This window comes from Streptomyces sp. NRRL S-1813 (assembly GCF_000719605.1).
GTDB classification, from domain to species: Bacteria; Actinomycetota; Actinomycetes; order Streptomycetales; family Streptomycetaceae; genus Streptomyces; species Streptomyces decoyicus.
The window spans coordinates 58,019-84,168 of sequence record NZ_JOHB01000018.1; the positions used below are offsets into that span (position 1 = coordinate 58,019).

General features: G+C 70.9%; 22 protein-coding genes, 1 tRNA gene and 1 pseudogene. 16 read left to right on the forward strand and 8 right to left on the reverse strand.

Translation table 11 applies throughout. From position 1 onward, the window contains the following. Positions 1-12: 12 nt before the first annotated feature. Both IF67_RS0123840 and IF67_RS0123845 read left to right on the forward strand, forming a co-directional pair. Positions 13-498, forward strand: a pseudogene (locus IF67_RS0123840) (GlxA family transcriptional regulator); the annotation flags it as partial. Between the two features lie 262 nt (positions 499-760). Further along, a complete protein-coding gene (locus tag IF67_RS0123845) occupies positions 761-1,453 on the forward strand; it encodes a TetR/AcrR family transcriptional regulator (RefSeq protein ID WP_078889586.1) in 693 nt (230 codons plus the stop codon). 148 nt (positions 1,454-1,601) lie between these two features. Here the strand turns inward: IF67_RS0123845 and IF67_RS0123850 are convergent, their stop codons facing one another. Both IF67_RS0123850 and IF67_RS0123855 read right to left on the reverse strand, forming a co-directional pair. Next, positions 1,602-3,062 (reverse strand): aminopeptidase P family protein, encoded by a 1,461-nt coding sequence (locus tag IF67_RS0123850; protein WP_030988876.1) that lies wholly within the window; start codon positions 3,060-3,062, stop codon positions 1,602-1,604. Between the two features lie 245 nt (positions 3,063-3,307). Further along, positions 3,308-4,939 (reverse strand): PP2C family protein-serine/threonine phosphatase, encoded by a 1,632-nt coding sequence (locus IF67_RS0123855; RefSeq protein ID WP_030988878.1) that lies wholly within the window; start codon positions 4,937-4,939, stop codon positions 3,308-3,310. Positions 4,940-5,642: 703 nt separating this feature from the next. On the opposite strand from IF67_RS0123855, the gene IF67_RS0123860 reads away from it, so the two are divergent. Both IF67_RS0123860 and IF67_RS0123865 read left to right on the forward strand, forming a co-directional pair. Beyond that, positions 5,643-6,353 (forward strand): bifunctional DNA primase/polymerase, encoded by a 711-nt coding sequence (locus IF67_RS0123860; protein WP_030988880.1) that lies wholly within the window; start codon positions 5,643-5,645, stop codon positions 6,351-6,353. A gap of 382 nt (positions 6,354-6,735) precedes the next feature. Continuing rightward, positions 6,736-7,359: a hypothetical protein gene (locus IF67_RS0123865; RefSeq protein ID WP_030988882.1), complete on the forward strand. Its 624-nt coding sequence runs from the start codon at positions 6,736-6,738 to the stop codon at positions 7,357-7,359. 246 nt (positions 7,360-7,605) lie between these two features. Here the strand turns inward: IF67_RS0123865 and IF67_RS0123870 are convergent, their stop codons facing one another. From IF67_RS0123870 to IF67_RS0123880, 3 genes are all read right to left on the reverse strand, one after another. Next, positions 7,606-8,574, reverse strand: a complete 969-nt coding sequence (locus IF67_RS0123870; protein ID WP_030988884.1) for a DUF5926 family protein — start codon at positions 8,572-8,574, stop codon at positions 7,606-7,608. A gap of 145 nt (positions 8,575-8,719) precedes the next feature. Next, entirely contained in the window at positions 8,720-9,397 is a 678-nt protein-coding gene (locus IF67_RS0123875; RefSeq protein WP_078889587.1) for an ATP-binding protein, read from the reverse strand. A 53-nt stretch (positions 9,398-9,450) separates the two neighbouring features. After that, positions 9,451-10,296 carry a glycerophosphodiester phosphodiesterase gene (locus IF67_RS0123880; RefSeq protein WP_030988888.1) on the reverse strand — a complete coding sequence of 282 codons (846 nt, stop codon included), beginning with the start codon at positions 10,294-10,296 and terminating at the stop codon, positions 9,451-9,453. Positions 10,297-10,920: 624 nt separating this feature from the next. Between IF67_RS0123880 and IF67_RS0123885 the strand changes: the two genes are divergently transcribed. Both IF67_RS0123885 and IF67_RS0123890 read left to right on the forward strand, forming a co-directional pair. Then, entirely contained in the window at positions 10,921-12,444 is a 1,524-nt protein-coding gene (locus IF67_RS0123885; protein ID WP_030988890.1) for a S1C family serine protease, read from the forward strand. Between the two features lie 43 nt (positions 12,445-12,487). Continuing rightward, positions 12,488-12,575, forward strand: a tRNA-Ser gene (locus IF67_RS0123890). 176 nt (positions 12,576-12,751) lie between these two features. On the opposite strand, the gene IF67_RS45130 is transcribed toward IF67_RS0123890, so the two are convergent. Further along, positions 12,752-13,363 (reverse strand): PepSY domain-containing protein, encoded by a 612-nt coding sequence (locus IF67_RS45130; RefSeq protein ID WP_051818502.1) that lies wholly within the window; start codon positions 13,361-13,363, stop codon positions 12,752-12,754. A gap of 1,157 nt (positions 13,364-14,520) precedes the next feature. On the opposite strand from IF67_RS45130, the gene IF67_RS0123900 reads away from it, so the two are divergent. After that, complete coding sequence (locus IF67_RS0123900; RefSeq protein ID WP_037839777.1) at positions 14,521-15,027, forward strand: GNAT family N-acetyltransferase; 507 nt, start codon at positions 14,521-14,523, stop codon at positions 15,025-15,027. A gap of 40 nt (positions 15,028-15,067) precedes the next feature. Further along, a complete protein-coding gene (locus IF67_RS0123905; RefSeq protein WP_030988895.1) occupies positions 15,068-15,826 on the forward strand; it encodes a class I SAM-dependent methyltransferase in 759 nt (252 codons plus the stop codon). Positions 15,827-15,927: 101 nt separating this feature from the next. On the opposite strand, the gene IF67_RS39485 is transcribed toward IF67_RS0123905, so the two are convergent. After that, a complete protein-coding gene (locus IF67_RS39485; RefSeq protein WP_051818521.1) occupies positions 15,928-16,818 on the reverse strand; it encodes a bifunctional DNA primase/polymerase in 891 nt (296 codons plus the stop codon). Positions 16,819-17,438: 620 nt separating this feature from the next. On the opposite strand from IF67_RS39485, the gene IF67_RS0123915 reads away from it, so the two are divergent. The 8 genes from IF67_RS0123915 (at position 17,439) to IF67_RS0123950 (ending at position 25,148) form a co-directional block, all read left to right on the forward strand. Further along, positions 17,439-17,744 (forward strand): hypothetical protein, encoded by a 306-nt coding sequence (locus IF67_RS0123915; RefSeq protein WP_030988899.1) that lies wholly within the window; start codon positions 17,439-17,441, stop codon positions 17,742-17,744. A gap of 219 nt (positions 17,745-17,963) precedes the next feature. Then, a complete protein-coding gene (locus tag IF67_RS0123920; protein ID WP_030988901.1) occupies positions 17,964-19,181 on the forward strand; it encodes an acyl-CoA dehydrogenase family protein in 1,218 nt (405 codons plus the stop codon). Beyond that, the gene (locus IF67_RS39490) at positions 19,178-20,338 is read left to right on the forward strand and encodes a bifunctional MaoC family dehydratase N-terminal/OB-fold nucleic acid binding domain-containing protein (RefSeq protein ID WP_037839755.1); all 1,161 of its coding nucleotides are present in this window, start codon (positions 19,178-19,180) and stop codon (positions 20,336-20,338) included. The genes IF67_RS0123920 and IF67_RS39490 overlap by 4 nt, the downstream gene beginning before the upstream one ends. A 1-nt stretch (position 20,339) precedes the next feature. After that, positions 20,340-21,497 carry an acyl-CoA dehydrogenase family protein gene (locus IF67_RS0123930; RefSeq protein WP_030988904.1) on the forward strand — a complete coding sequence of 386 codons (1,158 nt, stop codon included), beginning with the start codon at positions 20,340-20,342 and terminating at the stop codon, positions 21,495-21,497. Between the two features lie 62 nt (positions 21,498-21,559). Next, complete coding sequence (locus IF67_RS0123935; RefSeq protein ID WP_030988906.1) at positions 21,560-21,952, forward strand: MaoC family dehydratase; 393 nt, start codon at positions 21,560-21,562, stop codon at positions 21,950-21,952. Continuing rightward, a complete protein-coding gene (locus IF67_RS0123940; protein WP_030988907.1) occupies positions 21,949-23,115 on the forward strand; it encodes a lipid-transfer protein in 1,167 nt (388 codons plus the stop codon). Before IF67_RS0123935 ends, IF67_RS0123940 begins: the two co-directional genes overlap by 4 nt. 263 nt (positions 23,116-23,378) lie before the next feature. Then, the gene (locus IF67_RS0123945; protein ID WP_030088092.1) at positions 23,379-23,915 is read left to right on the forward strand and encodes a SigE family RNA polymerase sigma factor; all 537 of its coding nucleotides are present in this window, start codon (positions 23,379-23,381) and stop codon (positions 23,913-23,915) included. A 198-nt stretch (positions 23,916-24,113) separates the two neighbouring features. After that, positions 24,114-25,148: a hypothetical protein gene (locus tag IF67_RS0123950; RefSeq protein ID WP_234341282.1), complete on the forward strand. Its 1,035-nt coding sequence runs from the start codon at positions 24,114-24,116 to the stop codon at positions 25,146-25,148. Between the two features lie 89 nt (positions 25,149-25,237). On the opposite strand, the gene IF67_RS0123955 is transcribed toward IF67_RS0123950, so the two are convergent. Further along, positions 25,238-26,107 (reverse strand): helix-turn-helix domain-containing protein, encoded by an 870-nt coding sequence (locus tag IF67_RS0123955; protein WP_030988910.1) that lies wholly within the window; start codon positions 26,105-26,107, stop codon positions 25,238-25,240. Positions 26,108-26,150 lie beyond the last annotated feature (43 nt).

Sequence of the window (26,150 nt, forward strand, 5' to 3'; positions counted from 1 at the left end):
CTGTGGGCGCGCGCCGGCACGGGCGCCGGGATCGACCTCTGCCTGCACCTGGTGCGTGCCGACCACGGGGCGGCGTACGCCGCACAGGTCGCCCGGAGCATGGTGCTGCCACCACACCGCGAGGGCAGCCAGCTCCAGTACGCCGCACACCACGCCGCCTCGTCCACCCGGGCGGACGCCTCGCTGGCGCCCCTGCTGGAGTGGGCGGTGTCCCGGCTCGACGCCCGCCTGACGGTCGACCAGCTCGCAGCGCGGGCCGGCGTATCCGAGCGCACTCTCGCGCGCCGGTTCGCCGACCAGCTGGGGACCAGCCCCGGCCGGTGGCTGCTCGGACAGCGCCTCGACGCGGCCCGGATTCTGCTGGAGCGGACGGATCTGCCGGTGGACGCCATCGCCACGCGGGTCGGCCTCTCCTCGGCCGTCAATCTGCGGCGCCGGTTCCGCACCGCATTCGGCGCCACGCCCGGAACGTACCGGCGCACGTTCGGTGAACCCTGAGAGCCGAGCCGCTGCGACAGCGTCAGGCGGGGGATGTCCGCGTATGAGGTGTCAATCCGGGCTCACCTCAGCAGTCGGAAAACTGGCTGAAAATCGCCCTTTGCGGGAGGGCGCGCAACGCGGTCTCGCGGTGAGAGAACCTCCCCCGCGGCGTCCCCTGTCCCTGCGAGACCAGCGCGCACCATGATTAACGCGAAGTTGCTCGCGTTAATCTTTCCCGGACAATACTTGGCGTGAACCCGCACTGCAATACGGAGCCGTCGTGACGACAGCGCACCATGTCCCGGGCGAGTCCAGGCCCGGTGGGCGGACCGCCCGCACCCGTCAAGCCGTATTGACCGCCGTCTTCGAGGAGTTGGGCGAAGTCGGCTTCGCCGGGCTGACCATGGAGAGGGTCGCGCAGCGCTCGGGAATTCATGTGGCGACGCTCTACCGTCGCTGGCGCTGCACCGAGGGCCTGGTGTGCGACCTGCTGACCGACCTGAGCTCCGATGTGCCGCTGCCGGACTCCGGCACCCTGCCCGGGGACCTGCGGGCGCTGGCCCTCTCGATAACCGCCTTCTACGGGGAGGCACGGATGAGCCGCCTGATCGAGGCGGTGGTCTCGGCCGCGGCCCGTGACTCCCAGGCGGCGACGGTGCTGCGGACCTTCTTCGGCGAACGGCTGGCGCTGGCCGGCCGGATGGTGCAGCGGGCCGTCGACCGTGGTGAGCTGCCCGCGGACACGGACCCGGAGAAGGTGATGGCGGCGCTCGGCGCGCCCTTCTACTACCGGATCCTGATCGCCCGCCGCCCCGTCGACCGGGACCTCGCCGAGTCCGCCGCCACCGCCGTCTGGGCGGCGGTCCAGGCCGGCGCGTACGTGCGGACGGACGGCACACCGGTGGACGACACACCGGTGGACGACACACCCGTGAACGGCACGTCCGTGAACGGCACGTCCCCCGGCGGCTGATGCCACCGGGGGACGCAGGCGCGCGCCAACGGGCCCTGTTCGCCGGACAGTCCGGAGAGCCCGGTCATCCGGTCATCCGGTCTTCCGTTTCATCCGTTTCATCCGTGGCGGGCGCCGCGCCCCGGACGGTCCGCCATGTGCCACCCGGCTACTTGCCGAGCAGCCCCGCCATCCACGCCTCGACCTCGTCCGACCGCCGCGGCAGCCCGGCCGACAGGTTCCGGTTGCCGTCGTCCGTGACGACGATGTCGTCCTCGATCCGGACGCCGATGCCGCGGTACTCCTCCGGCACCGTCAGATCGTCCGCCTGGAAATACAGACCGGGCTCGACGGTCAGCACCATGCCGGGCTCCAGCGTGCCGTTGACGTAGTTCTCGGTGCGGGCCGCGGCGCAGTCGTGCACGTCGAGACCGAGCATGTGGCCGGTGCCGTGCAGGGTCCAGCGGCGCTGGAGCCCCAGCTCCAGCACCCGCTCGACGGGGCCCTCGACCAGACCCCACTCGACCAGCTTCTCGGTGAGCACCCGCTGCGCCGCGTCGTGGAAGTCGCGGTAGGCCGCGCCCGGCTTGACCGCCGCGATGCCCGCCTCCTGCGCCTCGTACACCGCGTCGTAGATCTTGCGCTGGAGGTCGGTGTAGCGGCCGTTGATGGGCAGGGTGCGGGTGACGTCGGCGGTGTAGAGGGTGGTGGTCTCCACGCCGGCGTCCAGGAGGAGCAGATCGCCGGAGCGCACCGCGCCGTTGTTGCGGACCCAGTGCAGGGTGGTGGCGTGCGGCCCCGCGGCGCAGATCGAGCCGTAGCCGACGTCGTTGCCCTCGACGCGGGCGCGCAGGAAGAACGTGCCCTCGATGTAGCGCTCGCTGGTGGCCTCGGCCTTGTCCAGGACCTTCACGACGTCCTCGAAGCCGCGCACCGTCGAGTCGACGGCCTTCTGGAGCTCGCCGATCTCGAACGCGTCCTTCACCGCGCGCGCTTCGGAGAGGTAGACCCGCAGCTCCTCATCGCGCTCGGCGGTGATCTTGTCGGTGAGCGCGGTCTCGATACCGGCGTCATGGCCGCGCACGACGCGGACCGGACCGGTGGCCTCCTTGAGCGCCTCGGCCAGCTCGCGTACGTCCTTGCAGGGGACGCCGAGCAGCGCCTCGGCCTCGTCCAGGCTGTGACGCCGGCCGACCCACAGCTCGCCCATGCCGTCGAGCCAGAACTCGCCGTTCTCGCGGTTGGAGCGGGGCAGCCGGTGGACCGTCGCCTCGTGGCCGTCCTTCGTGGGCTCCAGGACCAGGACGCTGTCGTCGGTCTGGTCGCCGGTGAGGTAGACGTACTCCGTCGAGGCGCGGAAGTCGTACTCGGTGTCGTTGGAGCGGGTCTTCAGGTTGCCCGCCGGGATCACCAGCCGCTCGCCGGGGAAGCGCGCGGACAGTGCGGCGCGGCGGCGGGCGGCGTTCGGGGCCTGCTCGATCGGCTCCAGGTCGCGCAGCTCGGTGTCGGCCCAGCCGCCCTTCATGTTCTCCGCGAGCTCATCCGATACGCCCGGGTAAAGGCCGTTCTTGCGCTGCTTGATCGGCTGCTCGTCCTCGTCCGGGGTCTCCGGCGTGAGCGCGTCGGTCACAATGCCTCCTCTTAAGACTGAACCGCCTTCCATCGTATGTGCGGATCGAAAGCGGTCCAGGGGCAGAAAGATGTGACCTCTCCGGCATTCCGGCCATAGGACGCATGGCGCCCAGCGGTCCGGACGGGGCGTACGGTCGCGGTGCCGGTGTACGCCCCGGCGGGCGGCCGCGCGCCCGCCTCGCGACGCCTGGCGCGCTCAGGGCCTCTCCTGCCGGCCCGGAGCGCGGGCCGTTCCTGTCGGCCCTACCCCTCGAAGTACGCCGCGAGCAGCACCACGTCCTCCTCCGACGACGGATCGTCCAGGCCCTGCGGCAGCATCGTGCGCACGATGTGGTCGACGACCGCCTCCGGATCATGGCGGCTCGCCGCGGGAACGCCCGCGGCGGCCGCGTGCAGCCGGGTGAAGGCACGGTCCATGGGCTCGCCGGTGCGGTGCAGCAGCCCGTCGCTGTAGAGCAGCAGGGTCTCGCCGCCGGCCGGCTCGATCTCCACGCTCGGCGCCTCCCAGCAGGCCAGCATGCCCAGCGGCGCGGACAGCGAGGTCTCCACGAACTCGGTCCGCAGCGCGCCGAGGATCAGCGGCGGGCAGTGGCCGGCTCCGGCCAGTACGAGCTTGCGGGGGAAGGGGTCGGCGATGCCGCCGGGCATCACCGTGCCGGGCGGCGGCTCGGTGAAGGCGAACAGCGCGGTGGCGCTGCGGGCCGGCTCGGTCAGCCGGAGCAGCAGTTCGAGGTCGGAGAGGACCGCGACCGGATCCTCGCCCTCCATGACGGCGTAGGCGCGCAGGGATGCCCGCAGCCGCCCCATGGCCGCCACCGCGCTCGGCCCGGAGCCGGTCACCGAACCGACGGCCAGGCCCAGTGCGCCGTCGGGCAGCGGCAGCGCGTCGTACCAGTCGCCGCCGCCGCGCGGACCGGTGCTGTGCCGCACCGCGAGGCGTACGCCGGGGATCCGCGGCAGCCGCTGGGGCAGCAGCTCCGTATGGAGGGTCCGCAGGGCCTGGCGGCTGCGGTGGAGTTCGAGGAGACGGGCGAGGTGCTCGGCGGCGTGCGCGCGGTAGAGGCCGACGAGGTGGCGCTGCCGTTCGGTCGGCTCGGCCGGTTCGTCGTAGAGCCAGACCGCGGCACCGGTCCTGCCGAGGGGTTCGGCGGAGAGCGGGACCGCGTAACTGGCGGCGTACCCGAGCCGGGCGGCGACCTCGCGCAGACGGGGGTCGAGGTTCTTCTCACCGGGGATGTCCGGTTCGGCGATCTCGGTGCAGGGTCCGGCCGGGGCGTCGTCGCGGGGGCCGGGGGCACGGCCCTCGCCGCGCGTCCCGTGACGGGTGTCGTCGAGCGGGTCGGTCCGGGCGTCGTCGCCGGGGTCCCGCTCCGGGAGGCCATCCAGTATCCGCGCGTACGACAGGGCGCGGCGCGGGATGGTCTCGATGTGGCCGATCTCGGCGTGGCCGAGGCCGAGGCCGACGGTGGTCTCCGGGCCGAGGCCGTCGGACGGTGCGAGGACGACCAGACCGCGGCGCGCCCCGACCAGGGAGGCGCCGGCGCGCAGCAGCTCGTGGAGGGCGTCCTTCAGCGTACGGGTGCGCACGAGCTGTTCGGTCAGGTCGTGCAGGGTGCTGAGGTCGGAGATCCAGCCGGCCAGCCGGTCCTGCACGGCAGCGAGTTGGTCGACGGCGGAGACGTCGGGGGCGGCGCCCGATGCGGAGTCGAGTGCGGTGCCCCGGGGGGCGTCCGCAGGGGGGCCGGACAAGCCGTCTGACGGGGTGTCGGCGGCAGGGTCCGCGGCGGTTTTTGCCACGCGCGGGTCGACAGTGTGCGCGGGGGCGGGAAGAGCTGGTTCGATTCCAGCCACTTTCGGCACGTGCGGGGCGGTCATGGCCGACAGCTATCGTCGCGCCAGGCATTACCCCAGGTCAGGCCGCTATTTGGTAGGGAGTGAGACATTTTGTTGAGTGATGTTGTGCGGTACGGGTGGCCGCTCAATTTCCTCAATAGCATCGCAAACCCCCATGTCATGCTGCTCCGCTATTAATGCCTCCACATGTACACGCACCAACGATGTGATGTCCAGCATTGTCCCCATGGGGTTTGTGGTGTCAGCGAGGTCTGTGGATTGGCCTGAAAATAGCCCCCCGAGCGTCAATTTAAGGTCGACTGGCGGCGATCAGCAGCGCGTCATCACCACAGTGGCGGGTACGTACTCGGAAAGGTGCGGGGTCAGTTGGCGCCGCACCGGAACTCTCCGGCGGGCACTGGCGTCTAACACGCCGACGGCCGCGACGCACTCCCAAGCGGCGGGGGCTGCACCACGGAAGCGCAAGCGCCATACGCACGCCACCCCTCGCCATGTTTCACGCTCGGCTTTCGGCGTGATGCGCTGCCTTGTACACGCGGTGACCAGTGATGATCCACGTGGCGTGATCGGTGCGCGATCGACCCCGGGTTCCACGGCCGGGCCGCAGGACACGCCCCACAACGGCACGAAGCGGCACGGCGCGAAACGATGGTGAACCGGACCTGTAGTGCCATGTAGTGCGATGGACAAAGCCCTCGGCGTTAACGGAAAGGAACGAGCGCTCATGCGCGAGATCCTCGGAAGGCGACGCAAGCTCCTGTTCCGGCGCGGCGGAAGGTCGGCGCAGCTCGGTGCGGCGCTCCACTACGCCACCGAGTGGCAGTGGCCGGTTCTTCCCGGTGTGGGACTCAGGTCCGCCGGCCGGCAGCCGGCCGGCGCCCGGCTCGGCCTCGGCGAGCGGGTCACCCGTCGGTGCAGCTGTCCCGACCCCGACTGTGTGGTGCCCGGCGCGCACCCCTTCGACCCCGGTCTGCTGGCGGCCACCACCGATGCCCGGATGGTGCGCTGGTGGTGGACGAACCGCCCCGATGCCCCGGTCGTGCTGGCCACCGGCGACCGCGCGCCCTGTGCGGTGAGCCTGCCCGCCGTCGCCGGAGCCCGCGCCCTGGCGGCCCTGGACCACTTCGGTGTGCGGCTCGGCCCCGTGGTGGCCACGCCCACCCGCTGGTCGCTGCTCGTATCGCCGTACGGCCTACCGGAGTTGGGCGAGCTGCTGCACTCCCAGGACTGGGTGCCCAGCTCGCTGCGGTTCCACGGCGAGGGCGGTTATGTGGTGCTCCCGCCCTCCCAGATCGGCTCCGGCCGGGTCCGCTGGGAGCGGCCGCCGGCCGTCACCCCTGCCGCGCCCTGGCTGCCGCAGGTGGCCACGATCGTGGACGCGCTGGTCATGGCGAGCACCAGCACCCCCGACGGCGGCAGCCGCCTCGCGTACTGACACCTGCGGCTGCCCGCGGATGTCCGGGGCGCCCGCTGCGGGTGCCCCGTCCTGTGCGGGCGCCCGCCGTACGTGGGCGCCCGTCGCGCCGGGGTGGCCCGTCCTCCGTGGCCGCTCCGTCCTCCGTGAGCGACGGATGGTCTGACGGGCGGGTGGATGGGCATCGGGCGGTCGGGTGCCCGGTCGGGCGATCGGGCCCATGGCGTACCCGGGTGACGGGGGCGGATGAAACACCCCGTGACGGATCACCCGTACGGGTGTGACCTGCCCCGATCTCTTGGGGAAACGGGTGTCCGGGTGCCCGGGAGCACCCTCGCCGGCGGATAGGTTCGGCCCACTGTCAAGCCGCCGTCAGCGGCATCTTCAATCGCAGGTGGGGCCCATGCAGCGTGCGCAGAAATTCCGCATGATCGGGCTTGCCGGTACGGCGCTGCTCGCCATCGCCGTACCGCTGGGCGCCGCGATGGCCGGACCGGTCGGCACCTCCGCTCCGGAAACGGGGGCCGGGGAGGCAGCCAAGGCCGAAAACAGCTCTACGGCGGAAACGGAAGACACGTCGGAAAACGTGTCCAAGCCGGGTAATCGGGCCGTCGGCGGCTCCAAAAGGCCGGCCGGCTCCCCCGCCCGCCCCGGCCTGCCGCACCTCACCGGCCGCACCTCCCGCTGCGGCCCCGAACTCACCGCTCCCCAGGGGATCGAGGCCCAGACCTGCGTGCTCGCCGAGGACGGCCTGACCTGGGGGCGTACGTACTACCGCAACCGCACCGGCGACCGGCTGCGCGCTGTACTGACGCTGCTGCGGCCGGACGGCAGGACCGTCCAGGTGAACTGCGAGGTACCGCCGGGCGGGGTGCCGGGCCTGTGCGAGACGCCTACCGCCCCGACCGTGCACCGGGGCCGACTGGCGTACGCCGCGGTCGCGGAGATCGCCGATGCGGCGGGGGAGCGGCTGCTGCTGCGCTCCGGCAGCAACTCGTCCGCGGGAGGCGGCGGTTCGGACCACTGAGGGTGCGGGCGCCGGAGTCGGGAGCCAAGCGGAATGCCTGGTTCCGGACATGGAAGCGCCCGGTCGCTGGCGACGGGGGATGCACCAGCGACCGGGCTTCTAGAACCGTAACAAGAGATCGGCGGTTCGCAAATTCGATCGTGGATTTCCGGACGCCTATTTACCGGCAGGTACGGGGAGTTGTGACAGGCGTCACGCAGGGGGTTCCCCGGAGGCGTCCGGTCCGCATGGCCGAGGGCGGCACGGTCAGCTCAGAGTGACCTGACGGTTGGTGAGACCGCCGCGTGCCCGCCGCTCCTCCGGGGTCAGCGGGGCGTTTGTCGCCAGTGCCTCGGCCAGCCGCTCGGCGAAGGCCTCGGCAGGCTTGGCGACCTCCTCGGCGCTCATCGACGAGGGCAGGTCCCAGACCGGAACGACCAGGCCGTGGGCGCGGAACGAGCCCACCAGACGGGTGCCTTCACCCAGCGAGGTGGCGTCCGCGGCGTGCAGCCGGGCGAGCGCGTCCAGCAGCTGCTCCTCGGGGTGCGCGGTGACCCAGCGCAGATGGTTCTTCTCCGGGGCCTCGCACCAGTACGCGCCCTCCAGCCCGGGGATCCGGGCGGTCGGGATGGCCGCGGCGTTGGCCCGCTCCAGGGAGGCGGCGACCTCGCCGGTGGCGTTCTCGGCGTTCTCCACCCAGAACTCGAAGCCGGTGTGGACGGTCGGCTCAAAAGCCGCGTCGGGGTCGAGCAGATCCTGGAGCCGCGGGCCGTCGGCGGTGTGCCGCTCGGCGGCCACCGGGTTGCCGGGTTCCGTGGCCAGCGCGCGCTGAAGCGTGTCCGCGAGGTCGCGGCTGAGGTCGCCGGAGGCGGTGTCGTTCTGGAGGCCGAGCAGCACCGCACCGTTGTCGCGGCGCAGCGCGGGCCAGGCCATCGGCAGCACGGTCGCCAGCGTCACGGACGGGACGCCCTCGGGCAGCCCACTCTTCAGCGTCAACTCGACGGTGGCGGCGGGCACCAGCTCCCGCATCGCCACCCAGTCGCACTCACCGGGCAGGCCCTCGAAGGGGCGCTGCACGAGCTCGGTGGCGGCATGCGCCGCCTGTCGCCCGTGACAGGCCTTGTACCGGCGGCCGGAGCCGCACGGGCAGGGCTCACGAGCACCGACGACCGGCACCTCGCCGTCCCTGATCTGCGGTGCTGCGGCCTGGTTCTGGGGACGGCGCTTCTTGGCCATGGCGACGGTGTCTCCTGGTCGATCCTGGGCGTACGGACGCGTTTCGGCGCGAGCCTAGAGGATTGCGTACGAGGCCGCGCTCGGTTGCGTACCGGGCCGTGTCCCCCGCTGGGTGCGGCGGGCACCGGCGTGTCCCGGTGTGCCGCTACGTCAGATCGTCGAAGTCCGGGAAGCCTGCGGTCAGCGGCCGCCCGGTGCTCAGGCCCGCGCCCGTGGGGAGCGAGGCCGGCAGATCCGGCATCAGGTCCACGCGCGTAGCGAACGCGCCTTGGAGCGAGAGCACCGCCCAGACCGTGACCTCGCCGGCGACGGCGTCCCGTACGCCCCAGTCCTTGGCGAGCGAGCGGATGATCGCCAGCCCGCGGCCGCCGCGCGCCGTGACCGACGGAGTGGCCGGAAGTGGTCGGGTCGGACCGCCGCCGTCCGTGACCGCGACGGTCAGTCTGCCCTGCGCATCAATACGCCAGGAAGCCCGGACGGATGCCGAAGGGGCGTCCTTTATGTCGGGCGTTACGGAACCCGGTGATCCGTTTTCGTATATCGGACGCGCATGGCGACACGAATTACTCAACAGCTCGGAAAGAACGAGCACCGCGTCATCGACGACGGTGTCCTGAACTCCACTTGCCAACAGTTCTTCTCGCATGCGTCGCCTGGCCATGCCCACACCCACTGGGCCATGAGGTACGGCCATGATCGACGACGTCGGCACCTCTTGTGCCACCACCAACGCCACCCCCGAGACCTCCTTTGCCCCACGCCACGGGATGAATGCCCCAATGGACTGGACCGGAAACCGGCCAAGCGGCACGCGGTGACGCATTGGACATAAGCGAATACGGCCCGAATGCGCCGGTGCACACCCTGTGAGGAGCTTTAGCCAAGGCCGAGTTGCATTCGTACCTGCTTGGGGCGATTTGTAATGACTGCGTCCACGCCCAATTCCTGGCACAGCTCGACATCGGCGGTGTCATTGACGGTCCAGACGTGGACCCGGTGGCCGGCCTGGTGCGCCCTGGCGACGTACTCGGGGTGCGCGCGCAGGATCCGCATTCCGGGTCCCGCGATGCCGACACCGGGCGGGAGCCGGCCGTCGCGGTGCCGCGGGGTGAGGAATTGCATCAGGTAGACGCCGGGGATGCCGGGCGCCGCGGCCCGTACGCGGTGCAGTGAGCGCGCCGAGAAACTCATGACCCGGACCTGCGGGGTCCAGTCGGCGCGCGTGGCCGGTTTGGTGTGTCCGAACCGGTCGAGCAGCTCGACCAGCCGCTCCTCCACCTGTCCGGCCCAGCGGGTGGGGTGTTTGGTCTCGATGGCCAGCTCGACCCGGCGGTCGGCGTCGGCGACCAGCTCCAGCAGCCGCTCCAGCGTCAGCACGGAGGTCCGCTCGGGATCCTCGTGCTGCCGGTCCGGCGCCTCGTTCGCTGCCCCGTCGCCCTTCCAGGAGCCGAAGTCGAGCGTGGCCAGGTCGGCGAGCTCAAGGGCGGAGACCGGGCCGCGCCCGTTCGAGGTGCGGTTCACCCGCCGGTCGTGGACGCAGACGAGATGGCCGTCCGCGGTCAGCCGGACATCGCACTCCAGGGCGTCGGCGCCGTCCTCGATCGCTCTGCGATAGGCGGCCAGCGTGTGTTCCGGAGCGTCCTCCGAGGCACCGCGGTGGGCGACGACGGAGATGGCGGGACGGCCGGGACCGGAGTCCTGGGCGGGGCGTGCATAGGTCACCGCGTTATCGTGCCATCCACCGTTGCCGGGCCGCCGGGCGCGTACCCCGAGGTGTGGAACAGGGGGTGCGCCGGTTTTGTCCGGCATAAAGGATGAGGGGACAGTCACAGCCTCGGCTTACGGCGCTCTGACGCGCGGTGGGAAAAGGTGGAGGGACACTCGCCCGTACCGGCCGGCCCGCGGTGTCCGGAGCGGCCTGCGGACCGGGACTCGCGACAGCCGGGATGCGCGGGAAGGGGCCTGCGGTCAGGGCCGCGGGCCCGGACCGGCGGACCGGGACTCGCCCGTACCGCCCGGATCCTTGATCCTGGAGTACGGGTTCCGCATCCACCGGCACGGAGGAGCTGGACGACCCGGAGGGCCCGCCAGGCCCGCCGGACCGGACGACAGGACCTGGAGGCCCTCGGGCCTCCGACCGCAACAACCGCACCATCCGGCGGGCCGCACGGCCCGCCGGCCCGTAAGAACCGCACCACCCGGACGCACCCCCAGGGTCCGGCCGAACTGCAAGCCGGAAGAAACGGCCCGTCCCCGGCACTCAGACATGGCTGAGGCACGGGACGGACAGGAGACCCTCCTGCCAGGGCCGTGGGCGCCGACAGTCGTGAAGCTGAGGAGAGAGCTGTGAGCACCGAGAACGAGGGAGCCGCCGTCCCGTCGGAGGCCAAGCCGCCGACCGGGCCGCAGCCGGACAGCGTGTCCGCCTCCGGCGCCCAGACTCCCGGCACCCCGCCCGCGCCGGGCGCTCGGCCCGCGGCGCCCCCGCCGCCGGACTTCGCACCGACCGTCGCCCCGGGCTCCGGCGGCTTCGACGAGCCGGGCCCCATGCCGCCCGCCTACGGCGCCGGACACCCCCGGCAGCCCGGCTACGGCCACCCCGGCGACGACCCCACGACCGAGCAGACCAGCCAGTTCCCCACCTACTCGGCAGCCGGCCCCGGAGCGGGTGCCGGCGGCTGGGGCCAGCAGCCTCCCTACGGTGGCGGCGGCGACCCCTGGGGCACGACCGCCGGCCCCGCCCCCAAGCGGCGCAACGGCGGCCTGATCGCCGCCGTCCTGGTGGCCGCGCTGGTCGCCGGCGGTGTCGGCGGCGGCATCGGCTTCTGGGCCGCGGGCCAGAACGACGGCGCGTCCACGACGGTCTCCGCGTCCGGCGACCCCGGGGCACTGAACCGCAAGCCCACGTCCGTCGCCGGGATAGCTCAGAAGGCGCTGCCGAGCGTCGTGACGATCGAGGCACAGGGCGCCACCGGCGACGGCGGCACGGGCACCGGCTTCATCTACGACAAGCAGGGCCACATCCTCACCAACAACCACGTCGTTGCCAGCGCGGCCAACGGCGGCAAGCTCACCGCGACGTTCTCCAACGGCAAGAAGTACGACGCCGAGGTCGTCGGCAACGCCCAGGGCTACGACGTCGCCGTGATCAAGCTGAAGAACGCCTCCGGCGCCCCGCTCAACCCGCTCCCGCTGGGCAAGTCCTCCAATGTGCAGGTCGGCGACGCCACGATCGCCATCGGCGCACCCTTCGGCCTGTCCGGCACGGTCACCACCGGCATCATCAGCGCCAAGGACCGCCCGGTGGCCTCCAGCGACGGCGGCGGCACGAGCGCCTCGTACATGAGCGCCCTCCAGACGGACGCCTCGATAAACCCCGGCAACTCCGGCGGCCCGCTGATGGACGCCGGCGGCAACGTCATCGGCATCAACTCCGCCATCCAGTCGGCCGGCAACGGCGGCGGAATGGGCGGCGAGTCCCAGCAGTCCGGCAGCATCGGCCTGGGCTTCGCGATCCCCATCGACCAGGCGCGGCGGGTGGCACAGGACCTGATCAAGACTGGTAAGCCCGTCTACCCCCAGATCGGCGTCCAGGTCGGCATGCGGGACACCGGCAACGGCGCGACCATCGCCAAGACCGGCAACAACGGCTCCGAAGCGGTCACCCCGAACGGCCCGGCCGCCAAGGCGGGTCTGAAGCCCGGCGACACCATCACCAAGCTCGACGACACGGTGGTCGACAGCGGCCCCACCCTCATCAGCGAGATCTGGCAGCACAAGCCCGGCGACGAGGTCACCCTGACCTACAAGCGAGCCGGCAAGGAGCACACCACCCAGGTCACCCTGGGCCAGCGCACAGGCGACAAGTGACGCGCTAGTCTGATCCCGCGACATCCGCACACCGGTGTCGCGGGGAGGCTTGCCCGAGCGGCCTAAGGGAACAGTCTTGAAAACTGTCGTGGGGTAACCCCTCACCGTGGGTTCAAATCCCACAGCCTCCGCCGAGGTAGATGAACATGCAGGTCGGAGCGGGTTCCGGTGATTCCGGGGCCTGCTCCGGCTGCGTTTTTGAGGTCCGGAACCGACGGAGGGGCCGCGTGCGCCGGACAGTGGCGCGCGCGGCCCCTTCGGGCTCTGGGGGGAGGCTTCAGGCAGGTGGCTGCGGCCTGTTGTCTGATCAGTCGTTGTCGCCGTCGTGGTCGTCGTTGTCGTCCTGGTCGACGTGCTGGTCCAGGACCTTGCCGCTGGCCGCGTCGAGGGTGACGCCGTGGTTCTTGTGGTCCTTGCCGAGGACGCCGACCTCCCAGATGAGGGAGCCGTTGCGGTCCGCGTTGTCGAGTTCGGCGGAGGTCGCGGTGCCGGGGACGGCCTTGAGGGCCTTGGCGGTGGCTTCGGACTGGCTGATCTTGTCGGCCTTGACCTGCGCGCGGTCCTTGGCGTTGTCGTCCAGGTGGCGCTCGTTCTGGGAGAGCTGGACCGAGGACTGCGGGGCCGGGCCGTCGTCGTGGGCGATGTGCGGGCCAGTGGCGTCCAGTTGGACTTCTCCGGGTCGATCGTCGCAGTTCAGTGCGCTAGCCGTGCCCGTAGCCGGAACGCTCTTCGCGTCGCACCCCTGGGGCCCACCGCTGATCAGCGCGGGTGGCCAGCCTGTGGCCAGGATCCGGGAGTGTGATCGGCGAGCAGGCCAAATGCAGACGACGGTGATGCAGTCCGACTTGGTAGAGGTGGCGGGCTTTTGGTGGAGACTTTTCGGTACGGGTTCAGGGGGTTGCTGCAACTGCTGTGCCACAGAGGTCTACTGACGGGTGTTTGGTTCTTCAAACGCTCTGATCACGGCCGAAAGAGCGGGGGGTTCGAGAGAGTCCGGTTCGCCGGATACCTTCGCAGGAAAGAAGGTTGACGAAGAAGTCACTGCGGTCGGCCGTGCTTGCGGGTGTCACTGCTGCCCTGACGCTTGTTTCCGTTGCTGTCACCGCTCCGACAGCCTCGGCTGTCGGCTCCTCCGCCTGTACGTGTAAAGACCGGACGTGATTCGCCCCATGTCCAGGACCACGCCCGTGCACGCCTCCCCCAGCAGTTCCTCCGAGGTCGTCTACACGGGAGTGAATAGTTTTCGACCCTGTGCAGCAAGCCGGGACACGACGGCCGCCGCTGGTGGTACGGCTATGTCTCAACCGGTACCGAGGGCTGGGTGTGGGGTGGCAACCTCGGCTAGGCCGGCCTGAGACGGTGATGCCGTGAGGCCCGCAGGCAGGAGCCGTGGGCACGGGGCTTCACGTACCGCCGACACAGCCGCGCGGCCGGAGCGCAGGCCGGCAGGTGGCATCCGGCCTCCGCGGAGGTCGGATGAGTAGCTGGTCGGAAGAGGGGTTCTGCTTCGGCGGGGCGCCCCTTTTTTTTGCATTCATGGCGCCCCGATCCCGATTCGTGGCGGAGGGGCGGTAGTTCGCCGGTATCTCTGCCGAACGGCAGGTGTCGGTGACCGGGCAGGGCCAGGACTGCGGAGGCGCCAGGCGGGGAGTGGCTGAAGCCGGCTCGCTGCCGTGGCGACCCGTACTCCTCTCCTGAGGATAGGAAAGCAGCGGCCCATGGATCTCTTCCGGTTTCTTCCTCACGGGCCTTTGGCCGATCGATCTCATGAGCCGACCTCAGGCCCGATGACGTGATTTCCGATTCCGGATGGGGTGTATCCCTGCCGCGAAAATATTTGTTGTGCGGTGGGATGTCTTTTCAGGGCAGGTATTCCTTTTCGGGGCGGTTATTTCTTTCGGAGTGAGAAGTTCTGGTCAGTGGCCGGAATAATTGTTGAGTGGCGGAGTTGTTGTTCGGTGGCGCGGTAGGGTGGTGGGAATGTGGATTTCATTCCGGGTGTGATGCGGGAAGTGGGTTGTGGTCACCGTGGGTGCGCGGAGGGTGGGGGCGGCGGGTGCGGCCCGGCGGGGGGTCGTGCTGATTCGGCGGGCCGAGGGGCGGGATGCCGGGCGGCTTACGCGGCTGGTGCGGAGTTCTCGGGCCTATGAGGGGCGGTATGCCTCGATGGTCGAGGGGTATCGGGTGGGGCCGGATTACATCGAGGCGCATCGGGTCTTTGTCGCTGTGGAGGAGATTCCTGGTGATGAGGGTCCCGGAGAGCGGGTGTTGGGGTTCTACTCGCTCATGGTCGAGCCGGCCGAGCTGGACCTGATGTTCGTGTCGGACCAGGCGCAGGGGTACGGCATCGGGCGCCGGCTGGTCGAGCACATGCGGGGCGAGGCGCGGCGCGCCGGGATCGACGGGGTGCGGGTGGTGTCGCATCCGCCCGCCGAGGGTTTCTACCGCAGCGTGGGCGCCCGGCCCGTTGGAACGGTGCCGGCGAATCCGCCGGCGGTGATGTGGGACCGCCCGGAGTTCGTATTTCCGGTAGCTCCGGTAGCTCCGGTGGTTCCGGTGGCCGACGGTGGGGCCGGGGAGTAAATCGTTGGCCAGGCGGTCCTCCCGCATTGAGTGTGGCGGTATGACGCGATCATTTGAGGAACTGGTGGCCGAGGCCGATGCCGTATCGGTCGAGGGGTGGGATTTCTCGTGGCTGGAAGGGCGGGCCACGGAGGAGCGGCCCTCGTGGGGCTACCAACGGGCGATGAGTGAGCGGTTGGCGGGGGCAGCGGCGGCGTTGGACATCCAGACGGGCGGCGGCGAGGTGCTCGCCGGGGCGGCGAAGCTGCCGCCGGTGATGGTGGCCACGGAGTCCTGGGCGCCGAATGTCGCCAAGGCCACTGCGCTGTTGCATCCGCTCGGTGCGGTCGTGGTGGCCGACGCGGACGAGCCGCCGCTGCCGTTCGGTGATGCGGCGTTCGACCTGGTCACGAGCCGTCATCCGGTGACCGTGTGGTGGGAGGAGATCGCCCGCGTGCTGCGGCCCGGGGGCACGTACTTCTCTCAGCAGGTCGGACCGGCCAGCGTGTTCGAGCTGGTCGAGTACTTTCTGGGGCCGCAGCCCGAGCACGTACGGCGCTCCCGGCACCCCGAGGATGCGCGCCGGGCGGCGGAGGCGGCAGGTCTTGAGGTGGTCGATCTGCGTGCGGAGTCGCTGCGGACCGAGTTCGTCGACATCGGGGCGGTCATCTACTTCCTGCGGAAGGTGGTGTGGATGGTCCCCGGGTTCACGGTGGAGCAATATCGGGATCGCCTGCGGGAGTTGGATGAGCTGATCCGTAGGCAGGGCGCGTTCGTGGCGCACACGACCCGGTTCCTGATCGAGGCGCGTCGGGGCTGACTCCTGGCGCCCGCCCTCACCTCCGCCTCTGGCGCCCCTGCCCCTGACACCTCTGTCCTGGCACCTCTGCCCCCGGCGCCCCTACGGGCTGCCGCTCCCCGTTATCCCTGCCGCCGGCGGGCCGCCGAGGTGATCGTCGCGTGGGCCTCCTGTGCGGACAGGCCGGTGTGGCGGGCCGCTTCCGTCAGCCTGGCGGTGAGTTCCTGGCCGAGACCGGAGTCGTAGGCGCGGCAGGCGGCCCAGAAGAGGCGGGCATTGCGCTGGCCGGGCGGGGAGGCGCGGACGAACCGTACGAGTGCCGCGGCGGGCTGGGGCGGCACGCCGGCCGGGGACTCGCGGTGGACGGACGGGGGCGGGGCCGTGAGGAGAGTGAGCAGGGCGCTCGGTACGGGGGCAGGGCGTTGCGGTGAGCCGGGTGCGAGGGCGTAGCGCCCATGGGCGGTGAGCGAGCCGGGGCCCACGAGATAGCCGCCCGCGCCGCGGATGTCGATGCCGGGGGCGAGCCTGCCGACCGAATTCGGTACGGGTGGTGAGGACGGGCCGGTGAGCCAGAGGTGGCGGCCGCCGCTGGGGGTGAGGACCGTGACCGTCGGCGGGATCGGGAAGCCGTGCTGTTCGGCGAGGAACCGGAGGGCGGTCAGGCCGTCGGCGCCGTTCTTGGTGTCGAGGTCGATGCCGATGAGGTGGTGCGGGGACAGTCCGCAGGCGAGTCCGTAGCCGATGGCCCACGGGGCGGCGGCGAACATCCGGCGGACGGTGAGCGGGTCGGTGCTCGCTTCGTGGACGCCGTGCCCGAGCCGGCCGCACTCGCCGCGGCAGGGCGGGACCTCGGGGTGCCCGCGGTGCGGGGACCGGATGGCCGGAAGCTTGCTGCGGGTCAGCGGGATGACGGGGTAGCCGCGTGCGGCGGCGAGGAGGGCGTGGCCGAGCGCGGCGGTGTGCGCATCCTCGGGCGGGGCGGAAGGGAGCCCGAGGGGCGGGGCGGGCCGGATCTCAGGGCGAGCTTCGGGGTGAGGGCCAGGGCGCGCTTCGGGCCGAGCGTCCGGGTGTGGTGCGGCCCGCGGATCCTGTCGGGCTTCGGCCCGAGGGCCGGCCGGCGGAGCGGTCGGCCGATTGGCCCGCGGATCCGGTCGAACCTCGATAAACGGCTCGGCCCGCGGTTCCGCCCGCGGCTCGGTCCGCAGGCCAGGCCATGGATCGGGCCGGTCGTCGGTCGGTGTTCCGGTATGGCGTCTATGGCGTCGGTGCATGGCCATGGCTCTATTTTCGTACGACTGTTCGAAAAAGGGAAGGGGGGGCGTGCGCGAAGCGGCCCGTGCGCCGGTTTTGTCGAGGGGGCGCGCGGAGCGCGTGGGCCTTGCGGGGGGCGGGCCGCGGCGGGGCGTCGCGGCGACGAGCGGTGCGCGGACGGGGCTGCCGTGTGGCCGCGGGGGTTTACCCGGGGTTCCTCATGCTTGCGAGGGAATCGACCCGTTGCGACGGGTCCGCCGGGGATTGATGGGCAAGCCTGAGTGCGCGACGTCGAAGCAAGCACCGCGGTGGTCGGCCAACTGCCCGGTGAACAAGCGGAGTTCCAGCGATCCAGAAGTCGTGTTCCGTAGGAGGAATAGACATGGCAAGCACCCGTACAGCCCGCGTCATCGCCGTTGCCGCCGCGCTGCCCTTCGCGGCCGCACTCTTCACCGGCGTGGCGCAGGCCGATAACGGCGGCCTTGCGAACAACGGGTCGAGTTCGGCGGCCACGAGCCAGACGGGGACCGGTGTCGGCGGCAGCAACCTCGGTAACTCGACCACCGGTCAGCAGGTCGCCAATGGCGCCGGCGCCTCCAACCAGAACAACACCGCGAGCGTGAACGGCTCCGGCCCCACGCGCATCGACCAGACCAACGCCACCGTCAACTTCACCAACCTCTGGTGAGCCGGTCCGCCGCCTGGGGAGGCGGCGACTGACCGAGGGGTGAATCGAAGGGTGATACGTCAGGTCCGGTACCGAGAGAATGGGGCTTCTCCGGAGTTCACAGCGCCGACCTTGACAGCGAGCGGGTTTCTGACGGACAGTCAGAAACCCGCTCGCCCGTTCGTATGCCCGGACTTCCTGCGGGCCGGGCGTGCGGCCACCAGAAGGGGAGCCGCCGACGTGCACCTCGCCCCGACCGCGCGCCAGGAGCAGTTGCGCACCGAACTCCGCACGTACTTCCGTGAGGTGCTGCCGGACGGGCCGGTCGCGGACCCCGCGGCGCAGCGTGCGGTGTTACGCCGGATCGGTGCCGACGGCATGCTGGGCCTGGGCTGGCCGACCGCGTACGGAGGGCAGGGCCGCGGTCCCGACGAACAGTTCGTCTTCTTCGACGAGGCGTACCGCGCGGGCGCCCCGGTCTCGATGGTCACCCTCAACACCGTCGGCCCGACCCTGATGAAGTACGGCACCCAGCAACAGAAGGACTGCTTCCTGCCGCGGATCCTCAGCGGCGAGCTCGTCTTCGCGATCGGCTATACGGAACCCGAGGCCGGCACCGACCTCGCCGCGCTCCGCACCCGCGCGGTGAAACGAACGGGCGACGGCGAGGGCGAGGACGGCGGCCCCGACGCCCACGGCGGCGCCGATGCCCCCGACACCCACTGGCTGATCAACGGTGCCAAGAGCTTCACCAGCAACGCACATCAGGCCGACTGGGTCTGGCTCGCCTGCCGCACCGACCCCGACGCCCCCAAGCACAAGGGCATCTCGATCATCCTCGTGCCCACCGACGCACCCGGCTTCTCCTGGACGCCGATCGAGACGGTCGGCGGGCTGACGACCACCGCCACCTACTACGACGGCGTACGCGTCCCGGCCGGGAACCTCGTCGGCGAGGAGAACGCCGGCTGGAAGCTGATCACCAATCAACTCAACCATGAGCGCGTGGCATTGGCCGCCATCGGTATGCAGGCCGAGGACGCCTTCGACACGGCGCTGGCCCACGCCCGTACGCCGGAACCGGAGACGGGCGAGCGGTCCGCCGACCGCCCATGGGTGCGGTCCCGGCTCGCCGAGGCGCACGCCCGGCTGGCCGCCACCCGGCTGCTGAACTGGCGGCTGGTCGGCGACGTGGGCGCCGGGGCGCTGAGCCCCGGCGATGCCAGCGGGGTCAAGTTCGCCGGAACGGAGAGCACCGTCGAGGTCTACCGGATGTGCCAGGAGGTGGTGGGCGACGCCGCCCTGATACGGGGCGGTTCACCGGGCGCCTTCGGGGACGGCGAGCTGGAACGGATGAACCGTGCGGCGCAGATCAACACCTTCGGGGGCGGAGTGAGCGAGGTCCAGCGGGAGATCGTCGCGACGATGCGGCTGGGGATGCGGAGGGGGCGGCGATGAGCGCCGTACAGCTCACAGACGAGCAGCTCAAGGCCTATGAGGGCCGGTCGGCCTCGGCCGCCGGTGTGGGCAAGGACCCGGTCAACGAGCCGATGATCAGGCACTGGTGCGAGGCCGTGGGTGACACCAACCCCGCCTACCAGGGGCCGGACGCCATCGCCCCGCCGACCATGCTCCAGGCCTGGACGATGGGCGGCCTCTGCGGCCACACCGACCGCTCGGGGGCGTACGACGAGCTGTCCGGGCTGCTGGACAGCGCCGGATACACCTCCATCGTCGCCACCGACTGCGAGCAGGAGTATCTGCGGCCGCTGCGGCCCGGTGACCGGATCACCTTCGACGCGGTGATCGAATCGGTGTCCGCGCGCAAGACGACGAAGCTGGGGACCGGGTACTTCATCACGACGCGGATGGACATCCGCGCGGACGGCGAGCCGGCCGGGACGCACCGCTTCCGGGTCCTCAAGTACGCCCCGGCGGTACGTACGCCCGAGGCGGCCGCCCGCACGCGGCCACGGACCCCCGAGATAGCCGAGCGGCCGCAGGCGTCCCAGCAGCCGCAGGCATCCCAGGGATCGCAGGCACCCGAGCAGCCCCGAGCGCGACGCCCCCGCCCCGTCATCAACCGCGACAACGCCGCCTTCTGGGAGGGCGTCCGGGGACACCGGCTGCTGATCCAGCGCTGCACGGGATGCCGGACGCTGCGCTTCCCCTGGCTGCCCGGGTGCAATGCCTGCGGGTCGGCTGAGTGGGAGACCGTCGAGGCGAGCGGTGCGGGAACGGTCTTCTCCTACGTCGTGATGCACCATCCGCCCTTCCCGGCATTCACGGCCTCCGAGCACGGCACGGCTGCGCCCCGCCCCCAGGCAAATGCGCCCCACCCCCGCGCGGGCGCACTCGCGCCCGCCCCGGACGGGCCCACCCCGGACGGGCCCGCCCCGGACGGGCCCGCCCCGGACGGGCCCGCCCCGGACGGGCCCACCCCGTACGCGGTCGGGCTCATCGAGCTGGCCGAGGGGGTACGCATCGTCAGCAATGTCATCGGCGTCCCTTACGACAAGGTGCGGATCGGGATGCCGGTACGGCTCGAATTCCTGCCTGTGGACGAGGAGTTGGAGCTGCCGGTCTTTCGCGCGGCAGAGGGCGGTGAGGGGTGAGATGGACTTCACGCCCACCCCGGAGCAGGCGGCGGCCCGTGAACTGGCGGCGCAGATATTCGGCGATCTGTCCACGCCGGAGCGCCTCGCCGCCTGCGGCAGCCGCACGGACGCCGCCCTGTGGAAGGCGCTGTGCGCGGCCGGTCTGCCGGGCGCGGTGGAGGAGACGGGTCTGCTCGGACTCGTGCTGATGCTGGAGGAGCAGGGGCGTACGACGGCGCAGGTGCCGTTCGCGGCGACCTGTGTGTACGGCCTGCTGGCGATCGGCGCGCACGGCGACCCGGAGCAGCGGGCGCGGCTGCTGCCGGCCCTGCGGGACGGCGAGGCGGTCGCCACCGGGGCCTTCCCGGCGCGGCGCGGCGGTGTACGGGCCGAGCGCGCCACGGGTGCCACGGGCGGCACGGATGGCACGGATGGCACAGGCGGCACGGGGCGGCTGACCGGCACCGTCCCCGTGGTGCCATGGCTGCGCGAGGCCACCCATGTACTGGTGCCGGACGGGACGACGCGGACGCTGTGGCTCGTACGTACCGACGACACCGGGGTACGGCGGGACCCGGTCGAGACCACCGCCCCATGGTCGGCGGGCCGGCTCACCCTGGACGACGCCCCCGCCGCCTGCCTGAGCCGGGAGACCGCTTGCCTGAGCCGGGAGACCGCCTCCGCACAACCACATACCGCCCACGCCTACGACGACGTCCTGGCCCTCGCCCGCACCGCCTTCGCCGGACTCCAGGCCGGGGTCTGCGCCGGCTCCCTGGCCCGTGCGGTCTCCCACACCACCACCCGCGAGCAGTTCGGCCGCCCGCTCGCCACGAACCAGGGCGTACAGCTGCGCGCCGCCGACGCCTACATGGACACCGAGGCCATCCGCCTCACCGCCTACGAGGCGGCCTGGCGCCGGGACGCGGGCCTGGACGCCGGGCCGCATGCGCTGACCGCGGCCTGGTGGGCGTCCGAGGCGGGCACCCGCGTGGTGCACACCGGCCAGCATCTGCACGGCGGTATCGGCGCCGACGTGGACCACCCCGTCCACCGGCATTTCCTCTGGGGCAGGCAACTGGCCGGGTACCTGGGCTCGGGAGCCGAAGTGTTGGAGGAATTGGGGGAGTTGCTGACCTCGCCCACGGACCGCGAAGGCCGGAAGGAGACCGGATGAAGGCCGGAAGGAGGCCGGAAGGAGACCGAATGCAGACCGGAAGGCGACCGGAAGGGGACCGGATGAAGGCCGGTGACGCGCTGCCGACGCTCACCATCCCCATCACCCGCACGCTGATCGTCGCCGGGGCGCTCGCCTCCCGCGACTACCAGGACGTGCACCACGACACCGAGGCGGCCCAGCAGAAGGGCTCCCCGGACATCTTCATGAACATCCTCACCACCAACGGGCTCGTCGGCCGCTACCTCACCGACCACTTCGGGCCGCGCTGCACCCTGCGCAAGGTGGCCATCCGCCTCGGCGCCCCCAACTACCCCGGAGACACGATGGTGTTGAGCGGAACCGTCACCGAGGTGACGGACGGTACGGCGGTGGTGCGGGTCGTCGGAGCGAACGGCCTCGGCCACCACGTCACCGGCACGGTGACCGTAGGCCTCCCGGAGGGCACGGCATGAGCGTCCACCGCCCCGATTCCCTCGGCGGCCGGGCCGCCATCGCCGGAATCGGCGCGACCGAGTTCTCCAAGGACTCCGGCCGCAGCGAACTGACGCTCGCCGTCGAGGCCGTACGCGCCGCCCTGGACGACGCCGGGCTGACCCCCGCGGACGTCGACGGTCTGGTCACCTTCACCATGGACACCAACCCCGAGATCACCGTCGCCCAGGCGGCCGGCATCGGCGAGCTGTCCTTCTTCTCGCGGGTCCATTACGGGGGCGGCGCGGCCTGCGCGACCGTCCAGCAGGCGGCGCTGGCGGTCGCCACCGGCATCGCCGAAGTCGTCGTCTGCTACCGCGCGTTCAACGAGCGCTCCGGCCGCCGCTTCGGCTCCGGCGTACAGCAGCGGGAGCCCACCGCCGAGGGCGCGGCGCTCGGCTGGAACCTCCCCTTCGGCCTGCTCACCCCCGCCTCCTGGGTCGCCATGGCCGCCCAGCGCTACCTGCACACCTACGGGCTGACCCCGGACGCCTTCGGCCCGGTCGCGGTCACCGACCGCCGCCACGCCGCCCGCAACCCGGCCGCGTACTTCTACAACAAGCCCATCACCCTCGCCGACCACGCCGCCTCCCGCTGGATCGTGGAGCCGCTGCGGCTGCTGGACTGCTGCCAGGAGACGGACGGCGCCCAGGCGATCGTGGTGACCTCGCCCGAGCGGGCCCGCGGGCTGCCCCACCCGCCGGCGCTGATCACGGCCGCGGCACAGGGTGCGGGCCGCGGCCAGGAGCAGATGACCAGCTTCTACCGCGACGGCCTGACCGGCCTCCCCGAAATGAACGTGGTCGCCCGCCAGCTCTGGCGCACCGCCGCCCTCACCCCCGCCGATATCGACGTCGCGATCCTCTACGACCACTTCACGCCCTTCGTGCTGATGCAGCTGGAGGAGTTCGGCTTCTGCGCCCCCGGCGAGGCCGCGGACTTCGTCGCCGCGGACACCCTCCCCCTGAACACCCACGGCGGCCAGCTCGGTGAGGCCTATCTGCACGGCATGAACGGCATCGCCGAGGCCGTCCGCCAGCTCCGCGGCACCTCCGTCAACCAGGCCGACAGCCCCGCACATGTCCTGGTCACGGCCGGGACCGGCGTCCCGACCTCGGGGCTGATCCTCGGCGCGGACCGCTGACCACCGCGGGGCGCGCCCGTACGCCGCAGCGCGGGGTACCCGCCCCCACGGGGTACTCGTCCCACGGTTACCCGTCCCACGTGATGTGTGTCCCCACCGGGCAACGGCGGCACTCGATACGGTGATCAATGCCCTAGGGGTACGACCTCCCCTGTCCCCCCAGAGGAGGTCGGGCAAGCCCTACCCGTACAACTTGAGGCGGATGGTGCTTCGGCACCTTGGGGCGATCCGCCCGCCCCACCCTCGCTTCTAGCGTGGTCCACATGACCACGCCAGTGTGCACCAGCGCTTCGACCGCCGCTGTGTTCCCGACGTTCTCGTCCTATGTACGGGCCCGGGGGCCGGTCCTGCTGCGCACCGCGCGGTCGCTGTCCGCCAACCCGAACGACGCCGAGGACCTCCTCCAGACCGCTCTGGCCAAGACCTTCGTGGCCTGGGAGCGCATCGAGGACCACCGCGCGCTGGACGGCTATGTCCGCCGCGCGCTGATCAACACCCGCACCTCCCAGTGGCGCAAGCGCAAGGTCGACGAATTCGCCGTCGACGAGCTGCCGGAGCCGGACCCGCTGCCGGCGCCCGACCCGGCCGAACTCCAGGGCCTGCGCGATGCGATGTGGCGCGCGGTGATGCGCCTGCCCGCCCGCCAGCGGGCCATGGTCGTCCTCAGGTATTACGAGGACCTGAGCGAGGCCCAGACCGCCGAGGTCATGGAGGTCTCGATCGGCACGGTCAAGAGTGCCGTCTCCCGCGCCCTGGCCAAACTCCGGGAAGACCCGGAGCTGGCGATGATCTCGGCCTGATCCGGACGCCGAGTGCGCCCCGATCGGGCGCGCCCGGCGAAAGGCACCGGCTGCGCATCTCTCCTGACGGCCTGAGGACACGCCATGAAGTGCGCCTCGCCTGACGGCCTCAGGCCGTGCCGGGCGGATCAGGCTCGGCCAGGTAGCCGGTCGTAGCGTTCTTACATCTCTCTAATAACCGCGCCGCATGGTGGGTTCATGGTGACCAAACGTATTGCCGTCGGTGTCGGAATGCTCGTGACGATAACCGTGGCGGGCGTAGCCGCGACGGCCGCCGCGGGTCCCGCTCCGAAGTCCGACAAGGCTTCTGCTGCTGCCTCGGCGCTCGGTAACAAGGCGGCGAAGAACTACTTGTACGCATCCATCGGGGATTTCGATACAGAGGTGAAACCGCTGATCGACCGCCCCGATGTCGCCGGTGTGCAGCTGGTGGTGCCGTGGAAGGCGCTTGAGCAGAAGAAGAATCAGTACGATTTCTCGGAGATCGACCGGGCGCTGAACTATCTACAGTCCCGCCACAAGAAGCTGTTCATCCAGATCCAGGACCGGTTCTTTGCGCCGCCGACCAGGCTCCCGGACTATCTGTTGCGTGATCCGGAATACAAGGGAGGCGCGGCTCCGACAACGAACGAAAGCGGCCTTGGCCCCGGTGAGGCCGGAGCGGTCGCAGCGCAGTGGAACCCGCAGGTGCGGGGCCGTTTCCAGCATCTGCTGAAGGCGCTGGCACAGCGATTCGACGGGCGTCTCGCCGGGGTGAACCTTCCGGAAACCGCTACCGGAGTGGACACCAAGAAGGACCGTACTGGATACAGTCACGATTCCTACTTCAAGGCAGAACTCGCCAACATGGCCTACGGCAAGAAGGTCTTCACCAAGACGCAGTTCATTCAGTACGTCAATTTCTGGCCGGGTGAATGGAACAACAGCCGCAACTATATGAAGCGCACCTTCGAGTTCGCCGAGGCGCACGGAATCGGTTTGGGTGGCCCTGACGTCCTGCCGAACCGCCCGGCACAGATGGAAAACTCGTACCCCTTCTTCAAGAAATACCGCGGCAAGCTCCCCATCGTGGCCATGGCTGTACAGGAACCCGACTTCGAATACAAGAACCCCACGACGAAGAAGCCGTACACCCGGGAAGAGTTCACCGATTTCGGCACGAACACCCTCGGAGCCAACGTCATGTTCTGGGCCACCAGCGCGCCCTGGCTCCACCAGCCGGCGGCACGATAGAGCCACTCATCCTGCGCGGGCGGGGAGGCGCCATGTCACGTGACGTGATGGGTGACCTGGCGCCCTCTCGGCGGGGCAGGAGGCCCTCCTCACATGGCCGCGTAGCGCGCCGGCGTCGTGCCCACATGGCGCGTGAAGTGCCGGTTCAGATGAGCTTGGTCATGGAATCCCACCGTTGCCGCGACCTCCGCCGGCCGCCTGCCGTCGAGCAGCAGCCCACGGGCCCACCCGATGCGCTTGCCGGTCAGATAGGCGTGCGGCGGCAGGCCGTAGGTCTGCTTGAAGCAGCGGATCAAGTGAGTGGGGTGGGCGTGCAGGACGGCGGCAGCCTCGTGCAGGGGCAGGCCGGTCGCCAGACGGGAGTCCAGGAGGTCCCGCAAGGCGGCGGCCAGCCGGTGCGCCTCGCGGCCGGGCGTACGCGTCGGCCGCAGCGCGTCCAGGTGGGAATGCAGCCGCTCCCGGATGAACGCCAGCCGGGATTCGGCCTCGAAGACGTCGCCCGCCTGAGCGTTGTCCGCCTGAGCGTTGTCCCTATGAGTGTCGTCGCCCGCATGCGCGTCGCCCGCGTGGCCGAGGGACGTATGCAGCTGGTGGATGCGATGGCGCAGCAGCGCATCGCCGAAGACCGGGGCGTCCACCGCCCGGCCGGTCAGGTCCTCGGGGAGCACGGTCGCGTCGAGGTAGAGCACCCGCTTACGGAATCCTGCCGCGGTGACGGTCCTGCCGTCATGGGCGACACCGGGAGGCAGCAGGACGACCGTGCCGGTCCCGGTCACGCCATGCCGGTGGCGGTCACACGCGAAGTCGACCGCCCCGTCATTGAGGATCATCAGGGCCCAGGTGTCATGGGTGTGGGACGGGTACGCGTGCTCGGTGAAGTGCGCGTGGAAGACCTCGGCGATTCCCGCAACGGGCGGCCGCCAAGCGCTGACCTTCGTACGGGGCGGGCCGTCTGCCATGCCAGGAACGTACAAGACCGCCGACGACCGAGCACGGCAGTCT

Bases quoted from the DNA above. Each gene is read 5' to 3' on its own strand.
- IF67_RS0123855 (WP_030988878.1), bottom strand. From the start codon at position 4,939: ATGACCGCCCCGCACGTGCCGAAAGTGGCTGGAATCGAACCAGCTCTT.
- IF67_RS0123860 (WP_030988880.1), top strand. From the start codon at position 5,643: ATGCGCGAGATCCTCGGAAGGCGACGCAAGCTCCTGTTCCGGCGCGGC.
- IF67_RS0123865 (WP_030988882.1), top strand. From the start codon at position 6,736: ATGCAGCGTGCGCAGAAATTCCGCATGATCGGGCTTGCCGGTACGGCG.
- IF67_RS0123870 (WP_030988884.1), bottom strand. From the start codon at position 8,574: ATGGCCAAGAAGCGCCGTCCCCAGAACCAGGCCGCAGCACCGCAGATC.
- IF67_RS0123875 (WP_078889587.1), bottom strand. From the start codon at position 9,397: ATGCGTCACCGCGTGCCGCTTGGCCGGTTTCCGGTCCAGTCCATTGGG.
- IF67_RS0123905 (WP_030988895.1), top strand. From the start codon at position 15,068: ATGACGCGATCATTTGAGGAACTGGTGGCCGAGGCCGATGCCGTATCG.
- IF67_RS0123915 (WP_030988899.1), top strand. From the start codon at position 17,439: ATGGCAAGCACCCGTACAGCCCGCGTCATCGCCGTTGCCGCCGCGCTG.
- IF67_RS39490 (WP_037839755.1), top strand. From the start codon at position 19,178: ATGAGCGCCGTACAGCTCACAGACGAGCAGCTCAAGGCCTATGAGGGC.
- IF67_RS0123930 (WP_030988904.1), top strand. From the start codon at position 20,340: ATGGACTTCACGCCCACCCCGGAGCAGGCGGCGGCCCGTGAACTGGCG.
- IF67_RS0123935 (WP_030988906.1), top strand. From the start codon at position 21,560: ATGAAGGCCGGTGACGCGCTGCCGACGCTCACCATCCCCATCACCCGC.
- IF67_RS0123940 (WP_030988907.1), top strand. From the start codon at position 21,949: ATGAGCGTCCACCGCCCCGATTCCCTCGGCGGCCGGGCCGCCATCGCC.
- IF67_RS0123945 (WP_030088092.1), top strand. From the start codon at position 23,379: ATGACCACGCCAGTGTGCACCAGCGCTTCGACCGCCGCTGTGTTCCCG.
- IF67_RS0123950 (WP_234341282.1), top strand. From the start codon at position 24,114: ATGGTGACCAAACGTATTGCCGTCGGTGTCGGAATGCTCGTGACGATA.
- IF67_RS0123955 (WP_030988910.1), bottom strand. From the start codon at position 26,107: ATGGCAGACGGCCCGCCCCGTACGAAGGTCAGCGCTTGGCGGCCGCCC.